At 48.1% G+C, this 24,000-nt stretch carries 18 protein-coding genes; 12 read left to right on the forward strand and 6 right to left on the reverse strand.

All coding sequences use genetic code 11. The features are described from left to right. Nucleotides 1-399: 399 nt before the first annotated feature. The 8 genes from H7F15_RS05025 to H7F15_RS05060 all read left to right on the forward strand — a co-directional run bounded on the left by H7F15_RS05025 (nt 400) and on the right by H7F15_RS05060 (nt 12,491). Complete coding sequence (locus tag H7F15_RS05025; protein ID WP_185195853.1) at nt 400-939, forward strand: hypothetical protein; 540 nt, start codon at nt 400-402, stop codon at nt 937-939. A 172-nt stretch (nt 940-1,111) separates the two neighbouring features. Continuing rightward, nucleotides 1,112-4,516 carry an exodeoxyribonuclease V subunit beta gene (locus H7F15_RS05030; RefSeq protein WP_185195854.1) on the forward strand — a complete coding sequence of 1,135 codons (3,405 nt, stop codon included), beginning with the start codon at nt 1,112-1,114 and terminating at the stop codon, nt 4,514-4,516. Nucleotides 4,517-4,771: 255 nt separating this feature from the next. Next, a complete protein-coding gene (locus tag H7F15_RS05035; protein ID WP_185195855.1) occupies nt 4,772-5,200 on the forward strand; it encodes a VOC family protein in 429 nt (142 codons plus the stop codon). A 50-nt stretch (nt 5,201-5,250) separates the two neighbouring features. Continuing rightward, nucleotides 5,251-8,151 (forward strand): PD-(D/E)XK nuclease family protein, encoded by a 2,901-nt coding sequence (locus H7F15_RS05040; RefSeq protein WP_185195856.1) that lies wholly within the window; start codon nt 5,251-5,253, stop codon nt 8,149-8,151. A 41-nt stretch (nt 8,152-8,192) separates the two neighbouring features. After that, nucleotides 8,193-8,942: an energy transducer TonB gene (locus H7F15_RS05045; RefSeq protein ID WP_185195857.1), complete on the forward strand. Its 750-nt coding sequence runs from the start codon at nt 8,193-8,195 to the stop codon at nt 8,940-8,942. Between the two features lie 82 nt (nt 8,943-9,024). Further along, nucleotides 9,025-10,095: an aromatic acid exporter family protein gene (locus tag H7F15_RS05050; protein ID WP_185195858.1), complete on the forward strand. Its 1,071-nt coding sequence runs from the start codon at nt 9,025-9,027 to the stop codon at nt 10,093-10,095. A 158-nt stretch (nt 10,096-10,253) separates the two neighbouring features. Next, on the forward strand, nt 10,254-10,853 hold the full coding sequence (locus tag H7F15_RS05055; RefSeq protein WP_185195859.1) for a hypothetical protein: 600 nt from the start codon (nt 10,254-10,256) through the stop codon (nt 10,851-10,853). Between the two features lie 261 nt (nt 10,854-11,114). Further along, nucleotides 11,115-12,491: an MBL fold metallo-hydrolase RNA specificity domain-containing protein gene (locus tag H7F15_RS05060; protein ID WP_185195860.1), complete on the forward strand. Its 1,377-nt coding sequence runs from the start codon at nt 11,115-11,117 to the stop codon at nt 12,489-12,491. A gap of 55 nt (nt 12,492-12,546) precedes the next feature. Here H7F15_RS05060 and H7F15_RS05065 read toward each other — a convergent pair whose 3' ends face one another. Together H7F15_RS05065 and H7F15_RS05070 are read right to left on the reverse strand one after the other, a co-directional pair. Beyond that, on the reverse strand, nt 12,547-13,008 hold the full coding sequence (locus tag H7F15_RS05065; RefSeq protein ID WP_185195861.1) for an RES family NAD+ phosphorylase: 462 nt from the start codon (nt 13,006-13,008) through the stop codon (nt 12,547-12,549). After that, the gene (locus tag H7F15_RS05070; protein ID WP_185195862.1) at nt 13,005-13,424 is read right to left on the reverse strand and encodes an antitoxin Xre/MbcA/ParS toxin-binding domain-containing protein; all 420 of its coding nucleotides are present in this window, start codon (nt 13,422-13,424) and stop codon (nt 13,005-13,007) included. Before H7F15_RS05070 ends, H7F15_RS05065 begins: the two co-directional genes overlap by 4 nt. Nucleotides 13,425-13,592: 168 nt before the next feature. Between H7F15_RS05070 and H7F15_RS05075 the strand changes: the two genes are divergently transcribed. Together H7F15_RS05075 and H7F15_RS05080 are read left to right on the forward strand one after the other, a co-directional pair. After that, on the forward strand, nt 13,593-14,309 hold the full coding sequence (locus H7F15_RS05075) for a tetratricopeptide repeat protein (RefSeq protein WP_185195863.1): 717 nt from the start codon (nt 13,593-13,595) through the stop codon (nt 14,307-14,309). Between the two features lie 151 nt (nt 14,310-14,460). Beyond that, a complete protein-coding gene (locus H7F15_RS05080; RefSeq protein ID WP_185195864.1) occupies nt 14,461-15,339 on the forward strand; it encodes an OmpA family protein in 879 nt (292 codons plus the stop codon). Between the two features lie 866 nt (nt 15,340-16,205). On the opposite strand, the gene H7F15_RS05085 is transcribed toward H7F15_RS05080, so the two are convergent. Further along, nucleotides 16,206-16,700 (reverse strand): DUF2062 domain-containing protein, encoded by a 495-nt coding sequence (locus tag H7F15_RS05085; RefSeq protein ID WP_370523451.1) that lies wholly within the window; start codon nt 16,698-16,700, stop codon nt 16,206-16,208. Between the two features lie 302 nt (nt 16,701-17,002). Here H7F15_RS05085 and H7F15_RS05090 point away from each other — a divergent pair, with 302 nt between their 5' ends. Next, nucleotides 17,003-19,774, forward strand: a complete 2,772-nt coding sequence (locus tag H7F15_RS05090; protein WP_185195865.1) for an outer membrane beta-barrel protein — start codon at nt 17,003-17,005, stop codon at nt 19,772-19,774. Between the two features lie 86 nt (nt 19,775-19,860). Here the strand turns inward: H7F15_RS05090 and H7F15_RS05095 are convergent, their stop codons facing one another. The 3 genes from H7F15_RS05095 to H7F15_RS05105 all read right to left on the reverse strand — a co-directional run bounded on the left by H7F15_RS05095 (nt 19,861) and on the right by H7F15_RS05105 (nt 22,998). After that, nucleotides 19,861-20,958 (reverse strand): DUF5694 domain-containing protein, encoded by a 1,098-nt coding sequence (locus H7F15_RS05095; RefSeq protein WP_185195866.1) that lies wholly within the window; start codon nt 20,956-20,958, stop codon nt 19,861-19,863. 145 nt (nt 20,959-21,103) lie between these two features. Beyond that, complete coding sequence (locus H7F15_RS05100) at nt 21,104-21,991, reverse strand: multidrug resistance efflux transporter family protein (RefSeq protein ID WP_185195867.1); 888 nt, start codon at nt 21,989-21,991, stop codon at nt 21,104-21,106. 134 nt (nt 21,992-22,125) lie between these two features. Then, nucleotides 22,126-22,998, reverse strand: a complete 873-nt coding sequence (locus H7F15_RS05105) for an AraC family transcriptional regulator (RefSeq protein ID WP_185195868.1) — start codon at nt 22,996-22,998, stop codon at nt 22,126-22,128. A 206-nt stretch (nt 22,999-23,204) separates the two neighbouring features. Here H7F15_RS05105 and H7F15_RS05110 point away from each other — a divergent pair, with 206 nt between their 5' ends. Further along, nucleotides 23,205-23,969, forward strand: a complete 765-nt coding sequence (locus H7F15_RS05110) for a hypothetical protein (RefSeq protein WP_185195869.1) — start codon at nt 23,205-23,207, stop codon at nt 23,967-23,969. Nucleotides 23,970-24,000 lie beyond the last annotated feature (31 nt).

Below are 24,000 nucleotides of genomic sequence, written 5' to 3' on the forward strand. Positions count from 1 at the left end.
ATGCTATATTTAAAGGTATAACATTATAAAAACAACTATAGTATATATTGTAACTATTTATTTATTTTTTATTACTATTTACACAACCTTATAACAACCTTTTACTTCTTTACCCGTTAATAGCAGCAATTCACCAGTTTTTGATGTTTATCCACCCATAATTTAACTATAAGACTAAAATTTTTACTTATTCAGCCGTAGTATACAAAAATCTTACAACCCAAAACCAATTACCCTTATGCCCTAACCATTACTGCCGCACACACAAACTTAGTACCACGCCACCAAACCTACCTCCTTATTGAACAGAAGCTAATGAGTTAGTTGCCGCTTTTACAGAGGCAAAATAATCTCAGAGAAACAATTAACTAAACCTTAAACCCTTTAGTCCCTCACTTTATGTTACATTTTACAAAAGTTTCAACTCAAGGTAAAGATTTCAACCTTATCGCTTCTGGTGCGCTGGCATTTAAGATCCACAACAAGATCCTGAAAGACGAAGCCTTTACAACCAACACATCTATGAGCCGCAACATGCTGGTAGGCAGCGTTCCGGCCCGTAAAGCAACCTCACACAACAAAAGCGTATTCTTTGTTATCATCTCAGACCTGGACAAAATCGATACCGAATCGTTGAGCAAGATGATCCGGGAGGAGCGTGCCAAGGGCAGCTATGCCGTGTGCCAGGTAATTCCGATGTATTACAACGAATTGTCTTTTAAAGCCCTTAAAATGCTTCGCCAGAACTTTGATGAAGTACTGGAATTAAGCAAAATGAACCTCGGTGGCGGTAAATTACTGATGAATATGGAGCAGCAGCACTGCCTGATGACCGACTATGTAGTGTCAATGGCCCGCATTATGTTCCATGTTTGTGCCAACAGCTCGATACCAGCTAAAACTGTTGAAGAACGTATTGAAGAACCTGTATTTGCTTAGGCAAGTACCTAAACTATAGAAAACAGGCTGCCTCCCCCTACAGGCAGCCTGTTTTGTTTTTTCATCTTTTATTGTCAGGACGATAGCAAATTAAGTTAGTTACAAGCTTGCAAACACTGGCAAAGCGGCCGGCAAAAGTGTATCTTTAACCCTGGCTATACTTCAGACTTCCATGGCATCTGTCTTTAAAATATACTCTTCTTCTGCCGGCTCGGGCAAAACCTATGCGCTTACCAAAGAATACCTGAAACTGGCGCTGCACTCCCCTAACCCGGACTACTATAGAACTATACTGGCCATTACCTTTACCAACGATGCCGCTGCCGAAATGAAGGAGCGTATTTTAGGTGCCTTGCGTGGTTTTAACGACGATACGATAGCTGAGAAAGCGAAGCAGAAAAGCGAAAACCTGCTGGAAGAGGTCACTAAAGAGCTGCAGCAGGATTACCCGGACCCGACGCTGGACAAAGAAGAAGTTAGAAGAAGGGCTGCTTTGGTTTTCCGGCAGGTACTGTACAACTATGCAGATTTCAGTGTAAGCACGATCGATAGCTTTGTAAACAAGATTGTGCAGGCCTTTGCACGCGAACTGAACATACCCCACAACTTTGAAGTAGACCTGGACTCGAATACGCTGCTTAACACGGCGGTATCGTTGTTGCTGGATAAGGTAAAGAACGAAAAAGGTGACCTGCTGACCGAAACGCTGGAGCAGTTTATATTGGAGAAGGCTGATGAAGGAAAAAGCTGGAGCAAACTGAACGAAGAACTGGCCGATTTTGCCCGCAACCTGCTAAACGAACAGGTTTATGAAGCCATAACCGACCTGCAGCAATTAACGCTGGAAGATTTCAGGGATGTGCAGCGCGAACTCCGCGAAACCAAAAAGCAGATAGAAGAAGCTATAGTTGAGCCTGCGAGTCAGGCTGTGGCTCTGATAGAACAGTCCAGTATTGATGCGGCAGACCTCTCTTATGGCAAGAATGGCATATATGGTTACTTCTACCGCTGGCTTAAAACTATAGATTTAAACTATAGCAACAGCAACGCCCGCAAAACGGTAGAAAACGACAGTTGGTACAGCGCCTCTGCCAAAAAGAACAGCTTTACAGTAAACCAGATCGACAGCATCAAAAATCAGCTTTCGGAATATTACCTGGAACTGGAAGACCGAAAAGAGAAATACGCCGGCATCTATACTTTACTAAATGCTATAGTTCCGCACTTATACAAACTATCGGTACTGAACGAACTGGAGAAATGCCTTCAGGAAATTAAGCTGGATAAGAACACGGTTCACATTTCGGAGTTTAACAAGCGCATCATTGATATTGTACTGAAAGAGCCGGTGCCGTTTATTTATGAGCGCCTGGGCGAAAAGTATAACCACCTCCTGATAGATGAATTCCAGGATACCTCAGTGCTGCAATGGAACAACCTGCTGCCCTTGGTAGAGAATGCGCTGGCTTCCGGGCATTTCAGCATGGTAGTAGGCGATGCCAAGCAGGCGATTTACAGATGGCGTGGCGGCGAAATGGAGCAGATCCTGCACCTGTATAAAAAAGACACAGCTAAACTATACCAGAACCGCAGAAACGGCCAGCTTATAAAGGAGCGCTACGAAACACTGAACGGAGAAGTGCTGCAGCCTGCCAACCTAAAAAAGAACTATAGAAGCCGCGCCGAGATCATTAACTTCAACAACGACATCTTTACGTTTGCTAGCAAAGCGCACAGCGGCTTCGGCATGTTCACGTCTATTTACGACGAAGATTTTACGCAGGAGATTCCGGACCCGAACAATACCGGTGGGCATATACAGGTGCTGTTCACGTATGAAGGCGATAGTAACACAAAGTACGATCTGGATACCTGCAACCGCACCAACGAACTATACCCGAAGTACACGCACGAGCAGGAAATAAGCTACGACGAAAGTATGCTTAACCTGGTGCAGCACCTGGTAGAAAATGCGTTGAAAGATGGCTACCAACTCCGCGACATGGCTATACTTTGCCGTACCAACCAGAACAGCAAGCGCATCGCTAACTTCCTGAAAGAGCTCCGTTACGACATCATCTCCCAGGACTCGCTCTCGCTGCAGTTTGCCGAAGTGGTAAACCTGGTGATTGCGCTGTTCCGGGTATTTAACCGACCAAACGATGCGCTGGCCAAATCAGAAGCTCTGTACCTGATACACCTGGTAACGCTGGAGAAGGTGCCGGATGTGAAAGTAACGCAGCAGATTGCTGAGATAGCGAACAATGCAGACGCAGCTGCATTCTATAGTTATATCCGGGAGCTTGGCTTTGATCTGGACGAGAAGACCACTGGTAACTTATCTATCTATGAGCTGACCGAGCGGCTGATCCGCAACTTTAATTTACTTGGCCACAACAACGAGTGTGAGTATATTTTCCGTTTCCTGGACCTGGTGCTGGAGTATAGTTTAAAATACAGCAACAACCTGAACAACTTCCTGGCTTACTGGGATGTGCAGAAGGAAAAGCTGAGCATCAACACGCCTAAAAACCGCAACGCCATTACTATTACCAGTATCCACAAGTCCAAAGGTCTGGCCTATCCGATCGTGATCATTCCGTACGCCGACTGGAGTACCGAACCCAAACGCGGATCGTTGCTGTGGAGCCAGTTACCCGATGACGTAACCTATACAGGAAAGCTGAGAAGCGTAGCTGTAAATGTGGGCTCTAAACTGGAGAATACGGTACTGGGCGAGCAATACAAAACAGAGATAGAGAAAACCTTTATCGAAAACCTGAACATGCTGTACGTGGCGCTCACCCGCCCGATAGACAGGCTATATCTGATTGGCAACGCAAAAGACCTGCTGATAGAAGACAAAATGCCGAAGCTGGATGGTCAGGTAAAAAACGTAAGCCATTTGATGTACCAGTACCTGAAAGAGAAGGAACTATGGGAACCGGGCAAATTCTGCTACCAACTATACAAAGGCAGGCCGGCACAAACTATAAACTATAGTTCAGAAGAAGATACTTTTGAGTTGAAGCACTTGGTAACTACGGATTGGGAACAGCGCCTGAAAATAAAGCAGCACGCTAACAACGTGTTCGATTTTGCTACGCAGCAGCGCCAGCGCCAGGTAAACCGCAAGCTGCATTATGCGTTGTCGCGCATAACCTTTGCACCGGAAGTAAACCAGGTTTTAAGGCAAATGGGCTACGAAGGCATCATCAGCGAGCGCGACAAACCCGAACTACAACGCCTGCTTACCGAAGTAGTTCAGCATCCTAAAATAGCGCCTTACTTTTCTGACAAGGTAGCGATTGAACAGGAAAAAGAAGTGCTGGATGCACGTGCTTACCTGTACAAACCAGACCGTATTGTATTTGATGGCGAAGCGGTAACTATAATAGAGTTTAAAACGCCTCCACCCGAGCCCGAACACCGCAACCGCCTGGACCACTACGCCGTGCGTTTCCGGCAGCTTGGTTACAAAAAAGTAAGGTGCGTGCTTTATTATTTCGAGACGCAGGAAGTACAGGAATGGCAATACGGTGATAAACCTGCCGCGCAATTAGGGTTGGCTTTTTGACCTCTCCCCGGCCCTTTCCTAAAAACAGGAGGGGAGAAGAATATAAAGTATATGGCGCGAGCGCCTTCTCTCGTGTCGAACTATAGTTGGGCCTCCGGCCCGGTTGATTAAAGACTTAGATGATTGAAAGGGGCCAGAGGCCCCGCTATACCAAGTCACGAGCGAAGACGCTCGCGTCATTATTAAATACTATAAATAAACTATAATCCGGTTCCCCTTCCTGTTTTAAGGAAGGGGTTAGGGGAAGGTAAAACCATGGAACAACGCATAACACTCATAACTCTAGGCGTAAAAAACCTGCAACGCTCACGAGATTTCTACATCAATACCTTTGGCTGGAAGCCACTGGAAACCAGCACTGAAAGCATTGTTTTCTTTCAACTGAATGGCATACAACTGGCACTTTTCCCGCAAGAGTCTTTGGCAGATGATGCAGGCGTTCCGGCAGATGGCAGTGGCTTCCGGGGCTTTTCGCTGGCGCACAATGTCCGCTCCGAAAAAGAAGTAGATGAATTGGTAGCCTTGCTGGAAGCCAAAGGTGTGCGTGTACTGAAGCATCCCGAAAAAGTATTCTGGGGTGGCTATAGCAGCTACATCGCTGACCCGGACGACAACCTTTGGGAAATCGCCTACAACCCATTCATGCCGCTGGATGCCAGCGGGAATACTGAAAGCATACATTAATCGCTTACACATTCACTCAATCACTCATTCAAAATTCACCATTACCACCCGTGCAGACTTTCCTGGAGCTAACCGCGAAATACATTTACGAAAAGTATAAAGAGAACATCAGCGAACTGTGCATTGTGCTGCCATCGCGCAGGGCAAGCTTTTTCTTTAAAAATGCGCTGGCCCAGGCCGCTACTGAGCCAATCTGGTCGCCAGAAGTTTCGTCGATGGAAGACTTTATCTGCAAAATGGCAAAGGTGGATGTGATAGAGCCGATAAACCTGCAGCTCGAACTATACGACCTGATGCGTGAGCAGGACCCGAAGCTGGATTTTGACCAGTTTGTTACCTGGGCAGGCACTTTGCTGGACGATTTCAGCCGGATAGACCAGAACCTGGTAGACACCGGGAAGCTGTTTGAGTACCTGAGTGAAGCCAAGGCACTCGAAAGATGGGAGCCACGCAACCTTGGCTGGACGATGTCGCCGGCTATGCGCAAGTACTTTAGCTTGTGGGAGAACATTGAGAAGACGTACCATAACCTGAAAAAACACCTGCAGAACAACAAGCAGGCGTATACGGGCATGGCTTTCCGGAAAGTAGCGAATGAGATCGGTGCTATAGTTAAAGAATCGACCTGCCACCAATACATTTTCATCGGGCTGAACGCGCTGACTAAATCCGAAGAGAAAATTATTAAAGCATTGCTGCGCCATAACAAAGCGGAAGTACTATTCGATAGCGATGATTTTTACATGGAAGAAGGCACAGCCAACCGGGCAGGCAGCTTTCTGCGCAAGTATAAAAACGGTTGGAAACTACCCGAGTGGCGCTGGCAGCAGAACATGCTCCTGACCGACGATAAAACTATAAATGTGATTGGTGTAGCCAATGCCAGCATGCAGGGCAAACTGGCCGGACAGCTGTTGCAGGAAATTCGTGAGCAGGACAAACACGCCCAGGTAGCCATCGTTATGCCTGACGAAACGCTGCTTTTGCCGGTGCTGCATTCTATACCCGATGATGTGCCAAACTATAACGTAACCATGGGTCTGAGCTTTAAGGGCACTCCCCTTTTTAATCTCGTGGATCTGCTTTTTGATGTGCATCTGACAGGCGTTAACCAACTACAGGACACCGGCTATAAAGTATACCAGTACCACCATTTGGCAGTAAGCAAGCTGCTCACGCACCCGTTCATCCGCCGTTACGAACTATACCTGAACGAGCAACCTGACCAGGCGGAATTTCATGGGCTGATACAGCAGGTGCTGGACACGATAGTTTCGGAAAACAAGGTGCTGATTACGGCACAGGAACTTCTGGAAATGGGCAAGCACCACCCGCTTTTCGAGACGCTGTTCCGTACCTGGCGGGATTGTGATGATATTATCGTGGCCATGTATGATCTGATCGAGCTTCTCCGCCAGGTGTACACGCACGGCCATAACACCATCGAGACAGAATACCTGTACATTTTCTATACTATAGTTAAGCGTCTGGACACGATCTTCGATTGCCGTGAACAGAAAATTTCAGTACGCAGCTTCCGTAAGTTTCTGTATGAGCTGATCACGCAGACAAGGCTGCCGTTCAGCGGCGAACCGATTTCGGATGTACAGATCATGGGTATGCTGGAGACGCGTGCGCTGGATTTTGAGAACCTGATCATCCTATCGGTAAACGAGAATACGTTGCCAGCTCCTAAAAAGCATAATTCGCTGATGCCGTATGATGTGCTAAAGGAATTTGGTCTGCCAACCTATGCCGAAAATGAAGGCTCGATGGCGTACAATTTTTACCGCCTGCTTCAGCGCGCCAAGCGTGTAAATCTGCTGTATGTGCTGCCTTCAGATACCTATGGTTCGGGCGAGAAAAGCCGGTTCATCCTACAACTGCAAAACGATTTGGCCCTGCGCAACCGCAACATCACGTTCCACAACCTGACAGCCGTAGTAGAGCAAAAAGACACAAAGGAATACGACGAAGACATTGTTATAGAGAAAGACAGCGCTACGCTGGAACAAATAAAACGCGATTTGCAGCGGGGCCTTTACCCTTCCAGCCTCAACACCTACATAAATTGTTCGCTTAAATACTATTTCAGCCGGATAGCTAAAATGCAGGAAGTGGATGAAGTGGAAGAACAGGTCGACTCGGCGCAGTTTGGTACCGTGGTGCACCAGGTACTGGAAGATTTCTTTAAACCCTACGAGCAGAGCGGCCAGCCTATAGTTGCCGAAAGCATAGACCAGATGCTGCTGGAACTGCCCAAGCAGGTGAAAATGGCATTTGACCAAACTACGCGTGGCGCTACCACCGAACGCGGACTGAATTACCTTTTACTAAAAGTGGCCATTGAAGTGCTGCAGAAATACCTGAACACGCTTAAAAACTCAGATGAACTGCCGCTCTGCATCCTGCGCCTCGAAGACTCGCTGACTGCCAAACTACCGTTACAAATTGACGATGAACTACTGGAAGTAACAATAGCAGGTAAAGCCGACCGCATCGACATGACCGGCCACGAAGTGCGCGTGATAGACTATAAAACCGGTAAGGTAGAACAAAACAAACTGCGCGTAAAAACTGACGATCTGCGTGCGCCATCATCCAAAACAAAAGATTTTGACAAGCCCCGCCAACTATGGCTGTACCAGTACATTCTGCAGCGCCAACTCCGCGAAGCACCGCAAACTATAGTTGGCAACCATCAACTTGACTCGGCAACTATAGCTGCCAAATCAGGCATTATTTCGTTCAGGAATATCGACGAAAACGTACTGTCGTCGGAGTTTAACTTTGTGGGGGAAGATGGGCAGCCAAAGGATTTTATAGTTGCTTCGGAAGAACTGCTGACCGGCATTATTAAAGACATGCTGAACCCAGCCGAGCCGATCCGGAAAACAAAAGACCTGGAAGTTTGCCAGTGGTGTCCTTATAAAGGCATTTGTGCCAGGTAAAGAAATACTAACTTTGCACTACTGTTAAGTATCCCTATTCCATGTCCGTTAACCTTTCTTCCCTGGTAATTCCAGCGCTCTTTGTAAGTTTAGGTGCAGTTGCTCAGAGTGTTCGGCCTGCCATATCAGCAATGCCGGATGTTCGGAAGCCCCACGTAGAGATCATTTATTTACAGGAAAATAAGCCAGATGATGCAGAAAAGATTGGGCACATTGAGCTGGCACCTGCTGGTATGAACTGCAGCATCAAGAGCGTGTTACAGGATGCACAGTACCAGGCAGCCTTAAAAGGTGGTAACGCAATTTATGTAACCGGGATCAGCGCTCTAAACCAGCTGGGTTGTTATCAAATACAAGCTGAAATCTATAACTTAAAGGAGCCATACATTTCGAGCCCTAACCTGGGGTACCCCTTCGAAAATGTTAGTTCTACAAAGACTGGTACCAGTACATTGGTTGAGATTCCGCCTCAATTTCCCGGAGGGAATGCGAGTATGGTGTCTTTCATCAAAAACACTTTCCGTTACCCGCCTTCACTTCTTTTGGAGGATATCAGCGGAAAGGTAATTGTTGCTTATGTGATCGACCCAACAGGTAAACCTACCGAACTCACTGTCATACAAAGTGTCAGACCTGAGTTGGATGCGGAAGTGCTTCGTGTTGTTTCTGAAATGCCGGACTGGTCTCCCGGGTACCAGAATGGAAAAGCCGTGCCTGTAAGAATGACCTACCCTGTAAACTTTGCTGTTGAGGAAAATAAAGCGTTCAGGAAAAAGAAAAATAAGAAGTAAAAAAGGATAAACTATAACCCTAAGCTGCATTAATGGTTATAAGCTGATAGACAGACAGCAATAGCAAAAACACTTAATTCTCTTGCATAAAACCATCGAACAACTCTCCCGTTTCGGGTTGACTTTACAGATCATTAAAACGGCACTGGCCGCGGCTGTATCGTGGTTTGTTGCTACAAACCTGCTGCGTGCAGAGTACCCTTATTTTGCAGCCATCGCCGCTATCCTTACCGTACAGGTTACCGTTGCCGACTCCGTGGACAAAGCCACCCAGCGCATTATCGGTATCATTGGCGGAGTACTGCTCAGTATGCTGATCGGGCTGTGGCTGGAAGTAAATGTGTATTCTATCTTTTTCGTGATCCTGGCAGGCATGGCCGTTTCCAAAGCGCTGCGCATGAACCCTCAGATCATCTCGCAGGTAGCTATCAGTTCGCTGCTGGTACTGGCTTTCGGGCACATTAACCAGGGCTATGCCTTCGAGCGTATCATCGAAACCGTTATCGGCTCTGCTATAGCCGTGATCATAAACGCAGTGATCGTGCCTCAGAATGCCATTCCGGATGTAGAAAACAGCATTGTCAGCCTGGCCGGATCGGCTTCACAAACCTTATCAAGTTTAAGAGCACTGTTAGATTACAAAGCTCCGAAACGAAAAACCGGCCGCACCGAAGTAAATGCCCTGAAACGCGAATACAGGAAGACACTGGACACATTGGGGCTGGCCGAGCAAAGCCTGCGCTACAACCTCTTTCTCACAAACAAACGCACCCGGCTTACCAGGCTGGCTGTCAGTATCCGTAAATTAGACCACATTATTGTTCAGATCAGGGGCATCCGCCGCGGCCTCGACGATCTGCAACAAAACCGGCCATCCCAGCTAAGTCCGGAATTTGCACAGCAGCTCGCACAGGCCATGGAAGTAACCGCCAACTGCATCCCCTTATTCGGGAAAGCCAGCGTACAACCCGCCACAGATGTTCTGGCCAACCTACGGGAAGCCAACCAACACGCACGCACCCTGCAGGCACATTGCCTGGGCGAATTACGCAGTATTCCTTCGCCGGAAGTGCTCCGCGATGTGGGCAGCATTCTCACCGACCTGAGCCGCATTTTAGCTGAAACAGAGAAACAAAGCTCTAAAGGCAAATAGTGCATCATAAACCCGTCAGGCTATACCTGCTACCTGCCCTGTAACTTAGGGTACACGCTCAAAATACCGGAAACTTACCAACTATAGTTTAGTGCCAGCGTTAGATTATAATGGTTTCTGCTGTTGGCAGAACGATGTACCATTTAAGTTTTTTTACTATGAAAGCACTATGTACGCTTCTTTTTCTGTTTACCTTTTTTGTTGCTTCGGCCCAGGATGAACAGATAACACGGCCGCAAACCACTGCCGCTGTTGCCGGCGATGCTGTAGCAGAAGGTAACTGGCTGGTAGGCGCCAGCATTGCTAACATTGGCCACAACTTTAAATCCGAAACCTTTACGTTCGATATCAACCCCAGAGCCGGTTATTTTATTTCTGACAATGCGGCCATAGGTGCGCAGGTGCAGCTGGGTTTTATAGCTTACGATGGCGGCGAAGATTTCCGTTACGGCCTTACTCCTTTTGTGCGCTACTACTTTCCGGAAGGCGCTGCCCCGACGCACCGCTGGTTTGGCGAAGCGGTAGTAGGTTTTGCCGGTAGCTCTTTTGAGGATGCCGAAGGCGATGCCATTTTCTCGGCAGTGTACGGTGTAAGTGCCGGTTATGCGCATTTTGTAGCATCCAATATTGCCCTCGAAGGCATGCTTAACCTGATCCGCAGCAACGCCAATATTGATGTAGGAAACGATTCATCTACCGGTTTATCCGTAAGCCTTGGTTTGCAGATCTACCTGCCAGGCAGCGGACGTAGCTTCTAACCCATAGCCGCAGCAAAACAGTCAACTATAGGTTGGCTCTAACTCCGGATTTTTTCAGCTCTGTAATTATTTAGGTAAACTATAGAAGTGGTCATCTGCTGTTGCTGCAACGGCAGGTGGCCTTTTTTTAAAGCCTCAATTCTTCCTGCAACCTATAGTTATTCAGCCTGTTTTATCTTAAATTAAGCTTCTGAAGGCAGGCAAGTGTGGCGAAAGTGGGGATCGGGGCCTTCAGCAACTATAACCTCAAACAGCACGCGTATGCTACCAGAACCAGAACCCATTCAGCTTACTTTTCTGGGAGGTGCCGGCACAGTTACCGGCTCCAAGATCCTGCTCAAAACAAAGCGCCACCAGGTCCTCATTGATTGCGGCATGTTCCAGGGATTGAAACAGCTGCGCCTGCTCAACTGGCAAAAGCTTCCGCTCAATCCCGATGAGCTCGATGCCATCATACTCACCCATGGCCACCTGGACCACTGCGGTTACCTGCCTGTATTTGCAAAGAACGGTTACAACGGGCCCATCCACAGCACACACCCCACCCGCGACATTACCCGCATCATCCTCAACGACAGTGCCCGCATACAGATGGAAGATGCCGAGGAAGCCAACCGGGGAGGCTATTCTATCCATAAACCAGCCAAACCACTCTATAATTTAGATGATGTGGCCCGAACCATGCCCCTGTTCGAAACGCATAACTATGGCGAGTGGGTAATCCTGAATGAGGACGTTAAATTCTGTTTCCGGAACAGCGGACACATTTTAGGATCAGCTATAGTGGAGGTAAAATGCCAGGGCAGGCACTTTGTTTTTTCCGGTGATATTGGCCAGCGCCTGCCCCTGCTCATGGACCCGCCATTTTGCCCGCGCGAAGCCGATTATGTAATTATGGAGTCGACCTACGGAGACCGGTTGCATGGCGAAACATCGCCGTACCACGAGCTTCAGGAAATTGTAGAGCATACCTATGAGAAAGGCGGCACCCTGGTAATACCCAGTTTTGCCGTAGAGCGCGCCCAGGAACTGCTCCTAATCCTGAACACGCTGCGCGAAGAGAAAAGCATCCCAGCCCTGCCCGTTTATCTCGATTCGCCCATGGGCATTGATGTAACGGACCTGTACCTGACCTACCATGAATGGCATAACCTGACACGCGCCGAATGCGAGACTATGATGCGCAACGTGCACATGATCCGTAATTATGAACATACACAGCACGTACTCGATACACACGGACCTAAAATAGTAATTGCCGGTAGCGGCATGGTTACTGGAGGCCGGGTGCTTTACTACCTGGAGCGGCTTTTAGGCGATGCCCGGAATACGGTGCTGCTGGTGGGTTTTCAGGCACCGGGCACACGCGGCAACCTGCTGCGAAGCGGTGCCGACGAGATCAAGATACACGGGGAATACTACAAGGTGCGCGCAGAAGTAAGGCAGATCAGTACCATGTCGGCACACGGCGACCAGGCGGACCTGTTATGGTGGCTGCAGCAATTTAAGCAGAAGCCCCAGCATGTATTTCTGAACCACGGCGAAGCCCAGGCCAGCGAAGCACTCCGTATGAAGATAAAAGACAGCCTGAAGTTACCGGTAACTATAGCCGAGATGGGTACAACATATTATCTGTAACTATAAACTATAGTTTGGGCACCCATGCAACTATAGTTTATAGTTGCAGCAGGTTTTACTTAACAAACAGGCGCTTGTCGAAGGCAAAAGGAAAGATATCAACTATAGTTATTTTCTGGAATTGCGGGTGGCGCGGATTGATAAGATAATTGTAAGTGCCCTGTACGGCAGCCGAAGGTACTTTTAACGCAAGGGCCTGCTGTTCCTGCACAAAATTATCGCCTATCACCTGGGTAGCGTTGCTATGCGGAAGCGATTTCCAGCCCTCGGGCAGGTCTTTCTCCGGCAGTTCAACTATAGTGGCATCGTCGGGCAGTTCGATCTGTATCAGCTGATAACCAAGCGGCACAATACCAAGCGGCATGTGCACTGCTACCTCTACGGTACACAGGGCTATCGAATCCGAAGTGTACAAAATGGCAGTGCCTTTGCTGTTCCAGCGCCCGCCTGCCAGCTCTGCTCCCCTCCCCGACAGATCTTTTGCGAACCTGCTGCGGCTCAGACGGTACACGATCATGCCAGTACGCCGTGTTCTATGCGGGTCAGTTCGTCGCGCAGCATCCCGATGCCAAAGGTACTGTCCAGGAGTTCTTTTGGTTTGATGCCGCCTAACGCTACATTCTTAGCTTCGAGCCAGGCATCAAAATTGGCCTTATCACCAAAAACCTCCACTCCTTTATTATATACAAGCGTTATCTCCAGTATCTTTTCAGAGTGCAGCGGGTCGAAGGTGCGTTTCTCTTTCTTGTACCGCTGAAAAGTGCGTTCCGACAAGTGCAGGTAATTAGACCACTCGCTCAGGCTGAACGGGCTTTTATCGGCAATGGACTGAAACGACGCATATTTGATGCCCTCGCGCACAGTGCTGATGAGCATGAAAATATCCCGGTCATCTATCAGACTATAGTTTAAAGTGCTTAGTGCGTGTGCCATGGTTGAATCGTTTTATCAAATATACGCAAATTGTCTGAATATAACCGACACTTGTCGCAAATAATTTGGTAGCTATAGTTGCAACCTGCAAGGCATTTGTGAAATAAAGCAGAAAGCACTATTTTTAGACCACGAGCTACCAACTGCTCCCAAAAATTACCACCTTTTATGAAGAAACTTGTAACAACCATGCTGGCCTGTTTGGCGGCAGTTACCTTTACGCTGGCACAGGAGCAGGCCACACAACCTGACCCGAAAGTACTTCCGATGTTTGGAAAAGTAGCTAAAACAGAAGCCCAGCAGAAAAAAGACGAACAGTTCCTGAAAAGCTCCGATGCCAGTTTTACCACCCGCACCGAGGCCAGCAAATTTTTTATGGAACGTGGCTGGGAATACCTGAACGAGGGACAGATAGACACGGCCATGTACCGCTTTAACCTGGCTTGGCTCCTGAATCCGGACAGCAGCGATCCATACTGGGCATTTGGCCTGGTAACTGTAGCAAAAGGAAACCCCACTGAGGCTATAACTTACTACGAGAAGGCGCTGAGCCTGCAACCTAAAAACTCCCTCCTTCTGTCGGATGTTGCCAACTGCTACCTGGCGCAGTACGAGCAGAAGCCAAAGAAAAAGATGCTGAAGCAGGCAACAGAGTTTATAGAAAAATCCATTGCAGCAGATGCTCAGAATGCCTATGCCTGCATGGCGATGTCGCGGGTGCAATACCACAACCAGAAATATGCCGACGCCTGGACCTGGCTGCATAAAGGCCGCGCACTGAACATGACCGCCCTGGACTATAACTACCTGCTCACCCTGATCGACAAAATGCCGGACCCGCAGGGCTTCTTCGGCGAGCAGACCGAACCCGATCAATCAGAATAATTAAACTCTACCTTCCAATATGAAAAGGCGCCCGAACAAGGTGCCTTTTTTATTTGCCTGGCGCAGGTAAAAGTGCAGTTTTGCATTCCGCACTATCTATAATTTACTATATTTGTTCAGCAACCCTTTTGTAATTTATAGTTCTGATTATATGAAAAAGAATTTTGTACGTGCCTCCATTTTTGTGCTGGCAGCCAGTATGTCCCTCTCTTCGTGCGTGGTCTCTAAAAAGAAATACGATGACCTGATGGCCCGCAAAAATGCCCTGGAAGTGGATAAGGCTTCCCTGGAAAAAGACAAGCAGACCCTGGAAGAGCAAAAAGCTTCTTTAGAAGAACAAAAGGCGCAACTGGAGCAGGAACGTGCCGAACTGGAGAAACAGAAAGCCGAATACCAGGCAAGCCTGCAGCAGGCCCTGAAAGAAGGCAAAACACTGGGCGAAAACCTGAACATGAGCAAATCGCAGATCGACAAGCTGAACGCCGACCTGAAAGCCCGCGAGCAGAAACTGGCCGAGCTGCAGCGCATTCTGGATGAGAAGGAAAAAGCCGTGAAGAACCTGCGAACCCGCGTAAGCAACGCCCTCCTCGGTTTCAACGACAAGGACCTGACCGTACAGGTGCGTAACGGCAAAGTATATGTATCGCTGGCCGAGCAGTTACTGTTTAACTCCGGCTCTACTAAAGTAGACCCGAAAGGGGTTGATGCCCTGAAAAAACTGGCACAGGTACTGAAAGAACAGCAGGATGTGAACGTGGTGGTAGAAGGCCACACCGATGATGTTCCGATTGCCCGTGGTACTGTAGGCATGCAGGACAACTGGGACCTGAGCGTGCTGCGCGCCACCGAAATTACCCGCATCCTGACAGATTCTGGTGTTTCACCGGAACGCGTAACACCATCCGGTCGCTCGCTTTATGTACCGCTTGATACTGCTAAAACCAAAGAGGCCCGTCAGAAAAACCGCCGCACCGAGATCATCCTTACTCCTAAGTTGGATGAGTTGTTCCAGATTCTGGAGAGTGCTTAAGTTTTTGAAATAACGATTATGCAGCAGCCGGTTTCTTTCTGAGACCGGCTGTTTTTTTATAAAATTATCATCTCGAGCGTTTGATGAGAAATTTTGCAAATTCTATAGCTATATTAACTGTCATTTCGAGTGTAACGAGAAATCTATTTTAGACTATAGTTGATGCTCACAAGCTATAGTTCTATAGTTTACTTTGCTTACTGCTGGAAACAAGTCATTGTTCTATAGCTTCTTTTATTCCTGGGAGCTCTAAGAGCCTACAGTTTTATAGTTACTTTGGCTCCCACCCGGGCCGGGAGGCCCCGTCTTCGGGCATCGCGCGGTGCCAGCTTCCTGCGCTCCTAACGTCGCGCTGCCTATCGGCACCGGAATCTGCCAAGGCGCTCAACCCAAAGACTGATAACAAGTTCGATAGCTGCTGCTCTAACTATAGTTTCCTCGATGTCTCTTAGCTAAGGCAGATCGGTTTTTCTCGTGGTTATATTTCCAAAGGGACAGGTAAACCTGTCCTTTCTACTGCTGTAACTATAGAACTATAGTTTAAACTATAGCAGTATCAGAGCTCCCCTCCTTAGATAAGGAGGGGCGGGGGTGGTTGGACCAACCGTAACTATAAAACTATAGCGGTGGCCGAAATCCTGAGAATTTATAAAATCGCTATTAACTCCAGTTCAGTCAAAACCTGTACCTGTCGGGCCAGTTGAGTTACAAACTCAACGCCATGGTTAGACACGAGTTGCAAACTCGCGCCAGCAAAATGGTTACAGCAACTATAGTACTTATTCCTTCCAACTATAGAACTACATCCAAATCTTGAAAATCCTCTAATCCTGTAAATCCTGATTCAGACATACACCTATAGCCAATCACCCTTCAGCGGAAACGCCGGCGCTTACAACCACCGGGGCAGGCAATACTTTCTTTAGAATGGGAAGGGTTATAAAATACAGGACCACACCGCTTGGAACCGCCAGCAGCGCCCAGGCTGAGATGCCGGCAAGGTTTGCCAGCCATAGTTGGTTCAGGGCATCCAGCCAGTCGTTTTTAAACATGGCTGTCATTTCGCTGAAGGTCAGTTGTAGTTCTTCCAGGCCAAACCAGTAAATGCCGAGTTTGATGAATGGGAGTGCCAGCAATATCTGCAGAGGTTGCATCAGGTAACTTACCAGTACGGTGGCCGCAATATTTAACCGGAAACGGGCCGCAATGGCCGTGCCTAAAATGGTGGTAACTCCAAATGCCGGAATAACGCCTACTACCGTGCCAACAGCCACAGTTGCCGCCAGTTTCTGCGGCGACATTCCCTGCTTCAATAAGTTCAGGATAGGCTGTATGATCCTGCGTCTGAAAAATTCTTTCACGGTAAAGGCAGCGGGCTGCAGTTATAAGGTTTGATGCGAAAAAAAGGCTTTGGTTGTTGCCCGGGCAGGTAAAACGCCGCGCAGTAAAACGTAATGCGAAACTACGACAGTTTATACTTTCAGGCACTAAAAGTAACCTGATATATGCATTAATTTACCGTTAAATTTTACGGTTTTAGCCATGCGGCGGCGCGTGTAGCTGCAAATCGGGTGTTGCCACATTTATTTTTTGACCGCCGCTAAACCATTTCACTTCTGCCCTGTCTAAATCGCACTATAACTACACATACCAACTCATCTGAATGAAAAAGGTTTTACTAACGCTGGTCCTTCTTTTTACCATCGTTGGAGCGTTTGCTCAAAGTGCTACAATTACAGGCTCTATCCAGAGCGGCCAGGACAAATCGGCATTGCCTGGCGCCAGCGTGTTACTGGTTAACAATGCCTCATCAGCTACCACCGTATCTATTACCGATACCGAAGGCAGGTTCCGGTTCGAGCGTGTAGCCACCGGCGATTATACCCTGCGAATCAACTACCTGGGCTTTAAGCCTTTTAGCCGACTGGTAAAAATGGAAGGTAAGGCCATTAACCTGGGTGCGCTTACGCTGGAGGAAGCCTCTACGGCCATTGGCGAGGTACAGATTGTGGGTCGTGTGCTGTTGGGTGAGCAGAAAGGCGATACCGCCCAGTTCAATGCCAAAGCATTTAAAACCGCCCCTGATGCCAGCGCCGAAGAACTGGTAACCAAAATGCCGGGCGTAACCATACAGGACGGTAAGATCCAGGCACAGGGCGAAGAAGTAAAACAGATCATGATCGATGGCAAGCGTTATACCGGCGAAGACATGAGCTCGGCCGTGCGTAACATATCAGCAGATATGATCGAAAGCGTGCAGGTTTTTGATGGCCAGAGTGATCGTGCTGCTTTCAGTGGCTTTGATGATGGCAACCGCGTTAAAACCCTGAACTTCACTACTAAAAAGGATCGTCGCCAGGGCTATATGGGCAAAATTTCGGCCGGTTATGGTACTGATGAGCGCTACATGGTTGGTGCTGCTGTAAACTATTACAATGGCAACCGCCGCATCACGGTTACAGGTCTTACAAACAACATCAACATGTCTGATTTCTCGGTAGGTGAAACACCGGGAGGCGGCATGCGTGGCCGTAGAGGTCCTTTTGGCGGCACCCCAAGCGGTATCAGCAACACCAATGCGTTCAGCATCAACTTTAACGATATGCTGGGCAAGAAAGTGGAAGTAAGTGGTAACTATAGTTACTCCAACCGCGACAACCAGAACAACCAATACCGTTTCCGCGATTTCATAAACACGGATACGACTTACATAGAGAACAGCAACGACAACGAAATTGATGACAGCCACCGCTTTAACCTGCGTTTGCAATACAACATCAACGAGAACAACCGCCTGTTGGTAACGCCAAGCATTTCGGTACAGAACACCGATGCCCTGACCAACATCAGCGCTTTTACCATGGACGATACGGAAACACTGACCAACTCGCTTACCAGAAACCAGAATGATAACCAGAACTTCAATTTCCGTAATAACATCCTGTACTCGCACCGTTTCGGGAATTCAGGCCGCATCCTGACCACCAACTTCAGCACCAACTATAGCAGTACCAACGGCGATACCTACCAGCTGGAGAACTCGGAGAACATGGCTGACCCAACGGAGAACATCAACCGTAACCAGTTCATTAAATTAGACAGAGAAAACCTGTCATGGGAAGGTAACGTGGACTACTCGCAGCGTTTAGGTGAAAATTCGCGCCTGCAGCTGGAGTACAACATCGGCAACCAGGCCAACGATTCGGACAGAAGAACTTATGACTTTATAGAAGCAGACGGCAACTATAGTAATGACGCCAATGCCCCACTGAGCAACACGTTCAAGAGCGATTACCTGTCGCATACGTTTGGCCCGAGCTACCAGTACCGCAACGATAAAACTCGTTTCCAGGCAAACCTGCGTTACCAGATCGCCAGCCTGGAGAGCGAAGTGACGTACCCGAAAGCTTATCCGCTGAAGCGCGATTTCAACTCTATTCTACCATCAGCAGAGTTGGAGTACAAGATCTCTGAGTCTCAGAACCTGAACATCAATTTCCGTTCTAACACCAACGTGCCATCGGTAGCAGACCTGCAGGGCGTGCTGGATATTTCGAGACCATTGCAACTGCGCGTAGGCAACCCGGCCCTGGACCAGGATTACCAGAACCGCATCAACATCCGTTACCGCAACTTCAACGCCGAAACAAACCGCGTGTTCTTTGTGGGCATGTTCGGTACTGTAACGCAGAACTATGTAGCCAACAGCGTATATACCCGCGACATTCCATCTGAACTGACTGAAGGGTACGATCCGCAGCCAGGTGCCCGTTTATCGATGCCTGTTAACATGGATGGTTACTGGAACGTGCGCTCGTTCATCAACTATGGCCAGCCGATCAACTTCATCAGCTCTAACTTTAACGCGTTTGGTATGGTAGGTTACTCCCGTATACCGGGCATGCTGGATGAGCAGATAAACTACGCCAACACAACTAACCTGGGCATGGGCCTTAACCTGAGCAGCAACATCAGCGAGAAAGTGGATTTCAATATATCAGCCCACTCGAACTATAACATTGTAAACAATACGCTGCTGGCACAGTCCAACAACAACTACTTTACACAGAACCTGAACCTGCGTTATAACTGGACCATCTGGAAAGGCCTGGTTTACCGCACCGAGTTGAGCCATACCTACAACTCGGGCCTGTCGCAGGGAGTAGACCCAAGCTTTACCTTATGGAACATGAGCCTGGGCAAAAAGCTGTTCAAGAATCAGCAGGGTGAGATCAGTTTCAGCGTGAACGACCTGCTGGGCCAGAACGTGAGCGTGCAGCGTAACATTGCTACCGACTATATCGAGGATGTGCAGTCTACGGTGCTGCAGCGCTTCTTTATGGTAACCTTTACCTATAACCTGAAGAAATTCGCCAGCGGATCGGCACCGGAAGAAGAACGCCGCGGATGGGGTCCGGGCATGCGCCGCAACTAAGCGATCAGCACTACCCGTTAAACTATAAAAAAGCCTGCAGAAGTTGTTTCTGCAGGCTTTTGTTTTATAACCGTTTTATAGTTGTGTTATGGCAGGTCGTTATAGTTTACCAGTTTCACGTTGGGCATTTTAGTAAAGATCTCTTCCATGCCTTTGCGGTGCGAGGAGCCTACCCCAACTATAACTTTGGTGGCACCTCTCTCCTTTGCCTGCCGGATAATGTTTTCGCAGATGCCCTGGTTTCGTTTTTCCCACCAGTACAGCATTTGTTTTACTTCAACGGTAATATAGCCCGGCTCATTAAAAAATCTCGGCCCTCCCAGAAAGTTCACATACTCATCCAGTTCCGCATAAAGCGCCGAATTCAGGAATGCGTAACTCGTATAGTCAATGCCTTTCATGCGCTCACCAGCTTCAGCCGAATACAGGTTAAGTGCTTTTACGGCTGCGGCTTCTTCAGAGGTAGAGTCTGCTTTGGCTGTGGCTTTCATAGCTTTGTTACCGGCTAGCGCTTTCTGCATGGCTTTGTTCCAGTCAGCATCATACACCTGGCAATCGGCAGGGTAAATTTTTGCATGGCCTAACTCATACACCAGCGGGAAAAAGATCCGGTGATACTCGCTGCTTTTCCGGATAAAGCCAGCTTTGCGAAGCGAGTCTGCGCTACCAAACAGTTTTTCGAAATAGGCCTGCTCACTTTTTCCGAACTTGTCCTGCATCTGCTTCTCCAGCACCCAGAACTGGTACTCCGCATTGCCGCGGTCATAGTTCAGGTACAGGTCGCGGGCAAGGTTCATGCGGGTTTTGTGATGGTAAGCAAACTTATCAAGCGCCTCATAAGCTTTGTTCAGATTTGCTTTTTTGCCGGCAGCTTTCGGGTTACGCGATTTCAGGTAATCCATTTTTTTCAGGATGTTTGCCGAGGACGAGTGATTCGCTTCCAGGGCTTTCTGCATATCACTTTCGGACAAGTACTCCCCGAATACCATATCCGGTTTATAGTTCTTCAGTTTGTCGATGACCGGACGGTAAAACTCGTCGGTGCCACTGTTGCCGTGTGCAGAACCAACTATAACGATCTCAATCTTCTCCTGGGCGTGAAGGGAATTTGAGGCGCAGAAAAAAAGAGCGGTAAGAAAAATCAGCTTTGCTACAAAGCCGGGAGGAGAAGCGGCAGTTTTCATAAGTTGCGTATAGATTTAACATAAGAGTGAAATCAAATATGCAATCTTTATAATACTCCTGAAAGAATATTATTGAAAACCTGTAAAATAATATTAGCCGGAGAAACTTACCGCTGGCGGCCGAAGCACTGCTATTGAATTACAACTATAGCTCAGTCGCACACAACACTCTTTTTCGCGCCGGTATACTATACAGGATCAGTCCACCCATGATCAGGAGCATGCCAATGTTCCCATACAGGTTTGGCCAGGCTATGCCAAGCAGCAGCACCTCTCCCACTACCGTCGACAGAATCTCGATAGATTGGGTTGCTTCCACGGCAGCCAGCGCAGCACTATCGGAGCGCACCATATCGGTTGCCCTGAAGAACAATACGCAGCCAATTACACCCGAACAAAGCGCAATAACAAGTGTAGCCAGCAGTTGCGGTTCGGCGGGCAGGCCGGCTTCGGTATAACCATAGCCCATTAACAGAAGCATTGCCGGAAGGCTACCGATAGCTGTACCCGCCACCCGCTGCATGGCGGTTATCTGGTGATCGTGTTCTTCAATAAACAGCATAAGTTTCCGGTTAGCCAGCGGCCAAACAATAGCAGCCAGTAAAACCAGTATAATACAGCTGATCAACTGGGTATCGGAGAAAGAGCCGTTTCGCTGGCTCCACTGCATCAGCGCTATGCCTACCAGAATCAGGATAGATAACAGGAGTGCCCGTACCGGAATCTTTGCCCGACTATCTTTATAAAGAAAAGGAGAAAGCAAAATACCGGCAACTATAGTAAACTGGAACACACCGGCAATCAGCCAGCCCGGCCCCAGCGAGGCAGCCGCCGTGAGCAACACGTATACTACCCCAAACCAGATGCTCCCCCAGAACAACCACACACCGGGCTGTTTTTTAAGGATATGCAGCAAAGGCAAAAGCTGCTTTTTTACCTGTAAGATAACCAGCAGAATGAGCAGCATAAAGATGGTCCGGAGCGAAACCGTCCAGGCCCAGTGGCCATTGCCAGCCGAGATAAAGCTATTCATGACGTAAGTGGAGCAAAAGAAAACAGACGCCAACACTCCGATCCCAATCGCTTTTATTTTCTGATTTGCCTGCATAACGATTACATTTTATCTTTTGCAAATGTACCGTTAAAGCAAACCAATGTCACGGCACATTAAACTTCCGGTATGGTACTTTCGGAACCACTTGCCCTGAACTGAAGTGGCGTAGTACCTGTCAGGCGCCTGAAGAACCGCACAAAATAGGAATCATCTTCAAAACCGAGCTGGTACGCGATCTCTTTCACCGACAGGCTGCTGAAGTACAAAAGGCGCTTGCTTTCCAGTAACAAACGGGCATGCTGCATGTCGGCCACGGTGGTATGCAGGTACTGGCGGCACAGGCTGTTCAGGTGTTTGGGCGTAATATCAAGGGCTTCGGCGTAAAAAGAAACAGGCTTGTGATGCAGGAAATTGTCCTCGATCAGGATGCTGAGTTTAAACAGGCGCTCGCTGTGGCGGGCCGGGGTAAGTTTCGAAATCTCGACGTGGCATTCGCGCAGCAGGTAGTTCAACAGAATAAACAGGTAACGAGAGAGAATAGCCGAACTTGGAACAGGCTGGCGAAGCTCAATTCTAATCAGCTCCGAGAGTTGTAAAAACAGCTGCTGCAGCTCTTCATTCAGGTCGAGGTAGGGATGTTGGTACACTGCGCCAAATAATACCAGTGCATCGTGCGCTGTGATACCGGTTGTCTGTAAAAAAGCTTCTGAAAAAAACACGAGCATCCCCTGCTCCTGTAGCGAACACCGTTGGTGCGCCTGCCCCGGACCAATCAAGAAAAGTCTGCCCGCCACCATGTCGTATCTTTTAAAATCGATCAGGTTGTTGCCCCCTTTGGTTTCCTGCACAAAGAGCAACTGGTAGGCATCATGCCTGTGAGGAACCTCTGAAAGCTCGCTGACAAAATGCTCCAGCGGCATAACAGCTATGTCGCGTTCAAAAAGAAGGTCCTGGGTTGGTAATGAACTTTGTGTCTGCTTTTTCATGGAAGCCTCATCGGGAATGCAAAATAAACAGAAGCTATAGTTCTCTCATCATACGCACCATTCATAAAACTATAGTTGCCGGTGCATTTCATCATATAATTCTGACCATCAGGCTGTAACAAAAACGATTATCATCAACTATACTCAAAAGGACTACGGCTATAGTTCAGATTTATTTTTGTTTCGAGGCGAAAATATCTAATTCCATGGAAACAACTTATCTCCCGTTTGCTCAGGCTGGTTTTATTTCTTTAACAGTCATTTGTGTGGTGTTTTTGCTTTTGGGCACTTACATCACCTATAACCGGATGGGCTACCCAGCCAACGTGGCCACCAGAAAAACAGCTATAGCTGGGGCAATACTCATCGGCTGGCTACTAATTGTAAGTGTGCTTTCGCTGGCAGGTATAACACGCGATTTTTCCGGGATGCCACCTAAATTCTTTATCGTCATCCTTATTCCGCTAATTGCTATTCTTATCCTTACTTTTCACCCCAGGTTCAGGGAATTTATCAAGCACGTACCCTATTCTTGGCTACTATACATACAGACTTTCAGGGTACTGGTAGAGTTGTTTTTGTGGTGGCAGTTCCTGGATGGACTAACGCCGGTACAGATGACTTTTGAAGGGCGGAACCTGGATATTTTAACAGGCATAACAGCGCCCGTTTTTGCCTGGATCTGCTATGGGCAGGGCCGTAAACTGCATAAACTGGCCTTAGCCTGGAACATTGCCGGACTAATACTTTTACTCAACATCGTGATCACTGCTATCCTGTCTGCACCCGTTCCCTTCCGCGTATTCATGAACGAGCCAGCCAACACCCTGATTGCTGAATTTCCGATCGTTTTTCTGCCCGCATTTTTGGTACCTTTAGCCTATTCCATGCACTTTTTCTTCTTCCGTAAGCTCTACCTGCAGCAACTATCCTCTTCACAGAATAAAGCTATACCGGCAGCAAGTTTATAGTTATAGCTAACATTAAAACTCTGAATAGTTA

Source organism: Pontibacter sp. Tf4 (genome assembly GCF_014212495.1).
GTDB lineage: Bacteria > Bacteroidota > Bacteroidia > Cytophagales > Hymenobacteraceae > Pontibacter.

Bases quoted from the DNA above. Each gene is read 5' to 3' on its own strand.
- H7F15_RS05030 (WP_185195854.1), top strand. From the start codon at position 1,112: ATGGCATCTGTCTTTAAAATATACTCTTCTTCTGCCGGCTCGGGCAAA.
- H7F15_RS05105 (WP_185195868.1), bottom strand. From the start codon at position 22,998: ATGAAAAAGCAGACACAAAGTTCATTACCAACCCAGGACCTTCTTTTT.
- H7F15_RS05025 (WP_185195853.1), top strand. From the start codon at position 400: ATGTTACATTTTACAAAAGTTTCAACTCAAGGTAAAGATTTCAACCTT.
- H7F15_RS05080 (WP_185195864.1), top strand. From the start codon at position 14,461: ATGAAAAAGAATTTTGTACGTGCCTCCATTTTTGTGCTGGCAGCCAGT.
- H7F15_RS05045 (WP_185195857.1), top strand. From the start codon at position 8,193: ATGTCCGTTAACCTTTCTTCCCTGGTAATTCCAGCGCTCTTTGTAAGT.
- H7F15_RS05090 (WP_185195865.1), top strand. From the start codon at position 17,003: ATGAAAAAGGTTTTACTAACGCTGGTCCTTCTTTTTACCATCGTTGGA.
- H7F15_RS05055 (WP_185195859.1), top strand. From the start codon at position 10,254: ATGAAAGCACTATGTACGCTTCTTTTTCTGTTTACCTTTTTTGTTGCT.
- H7F15_RS05035 (WP_185195855.1), top strand. From the start codon at position 4,772: ATGGAACAACGCATAACACTCATAACTCTAGGCGTAAAAAACCTGCAA.
- H7F15_RS05070 (WP_185195862.1), bottom strand. From the start codon at position 13,424: ATGGCACACGCACTAAGCACTTTAAACTATAGTCTGATAGATGACCGG.
- H7F15_RS05065 (WP_185195861.1), bottom strand. From the start codon at position 13,008: ATGATCGTGTACCGTCTGAGCCGCAGCAGGTTCGCAAAAGATCTGTCG.
- H7F15_RS05100 (WP_185195867.1), bottom strand. From the start codon at position 21,991: ATGAATAGCTTTATCTCGGCTGGCAATGGCCACTGGGCCTGGACGGTT.
- H7F15_RS05075 (WP_185195863.1), top strand. From the start codon at position 13,593: ATGAAGAAACTTGTAACAACCATGCTGGCCTGTTTGGCGGCAGTTACC.
- H7F15_RS05110 (WP_185195869.1), top strand. From the start codon at position 23,205: ATGGAAACAACTTATCTCCCGTTTGCTCAGGCTGGTTTTATTTCTTTA.
- H7F15_RS05060 (WP_185195860.1), top strand. From the start codon at position 11,115: ATGCTACCAGAACCAGAACCCATTCAGCTTACTTTTCTGGGAGGTGCC.
- H7F15_RS05095 (WP_185195866.1), bottom strand. From the start codon at position 20,958: ATGAAAACTGCCGCTTCTCCTCCCGGCTTTGTAGCAAAGCTGATTTTT.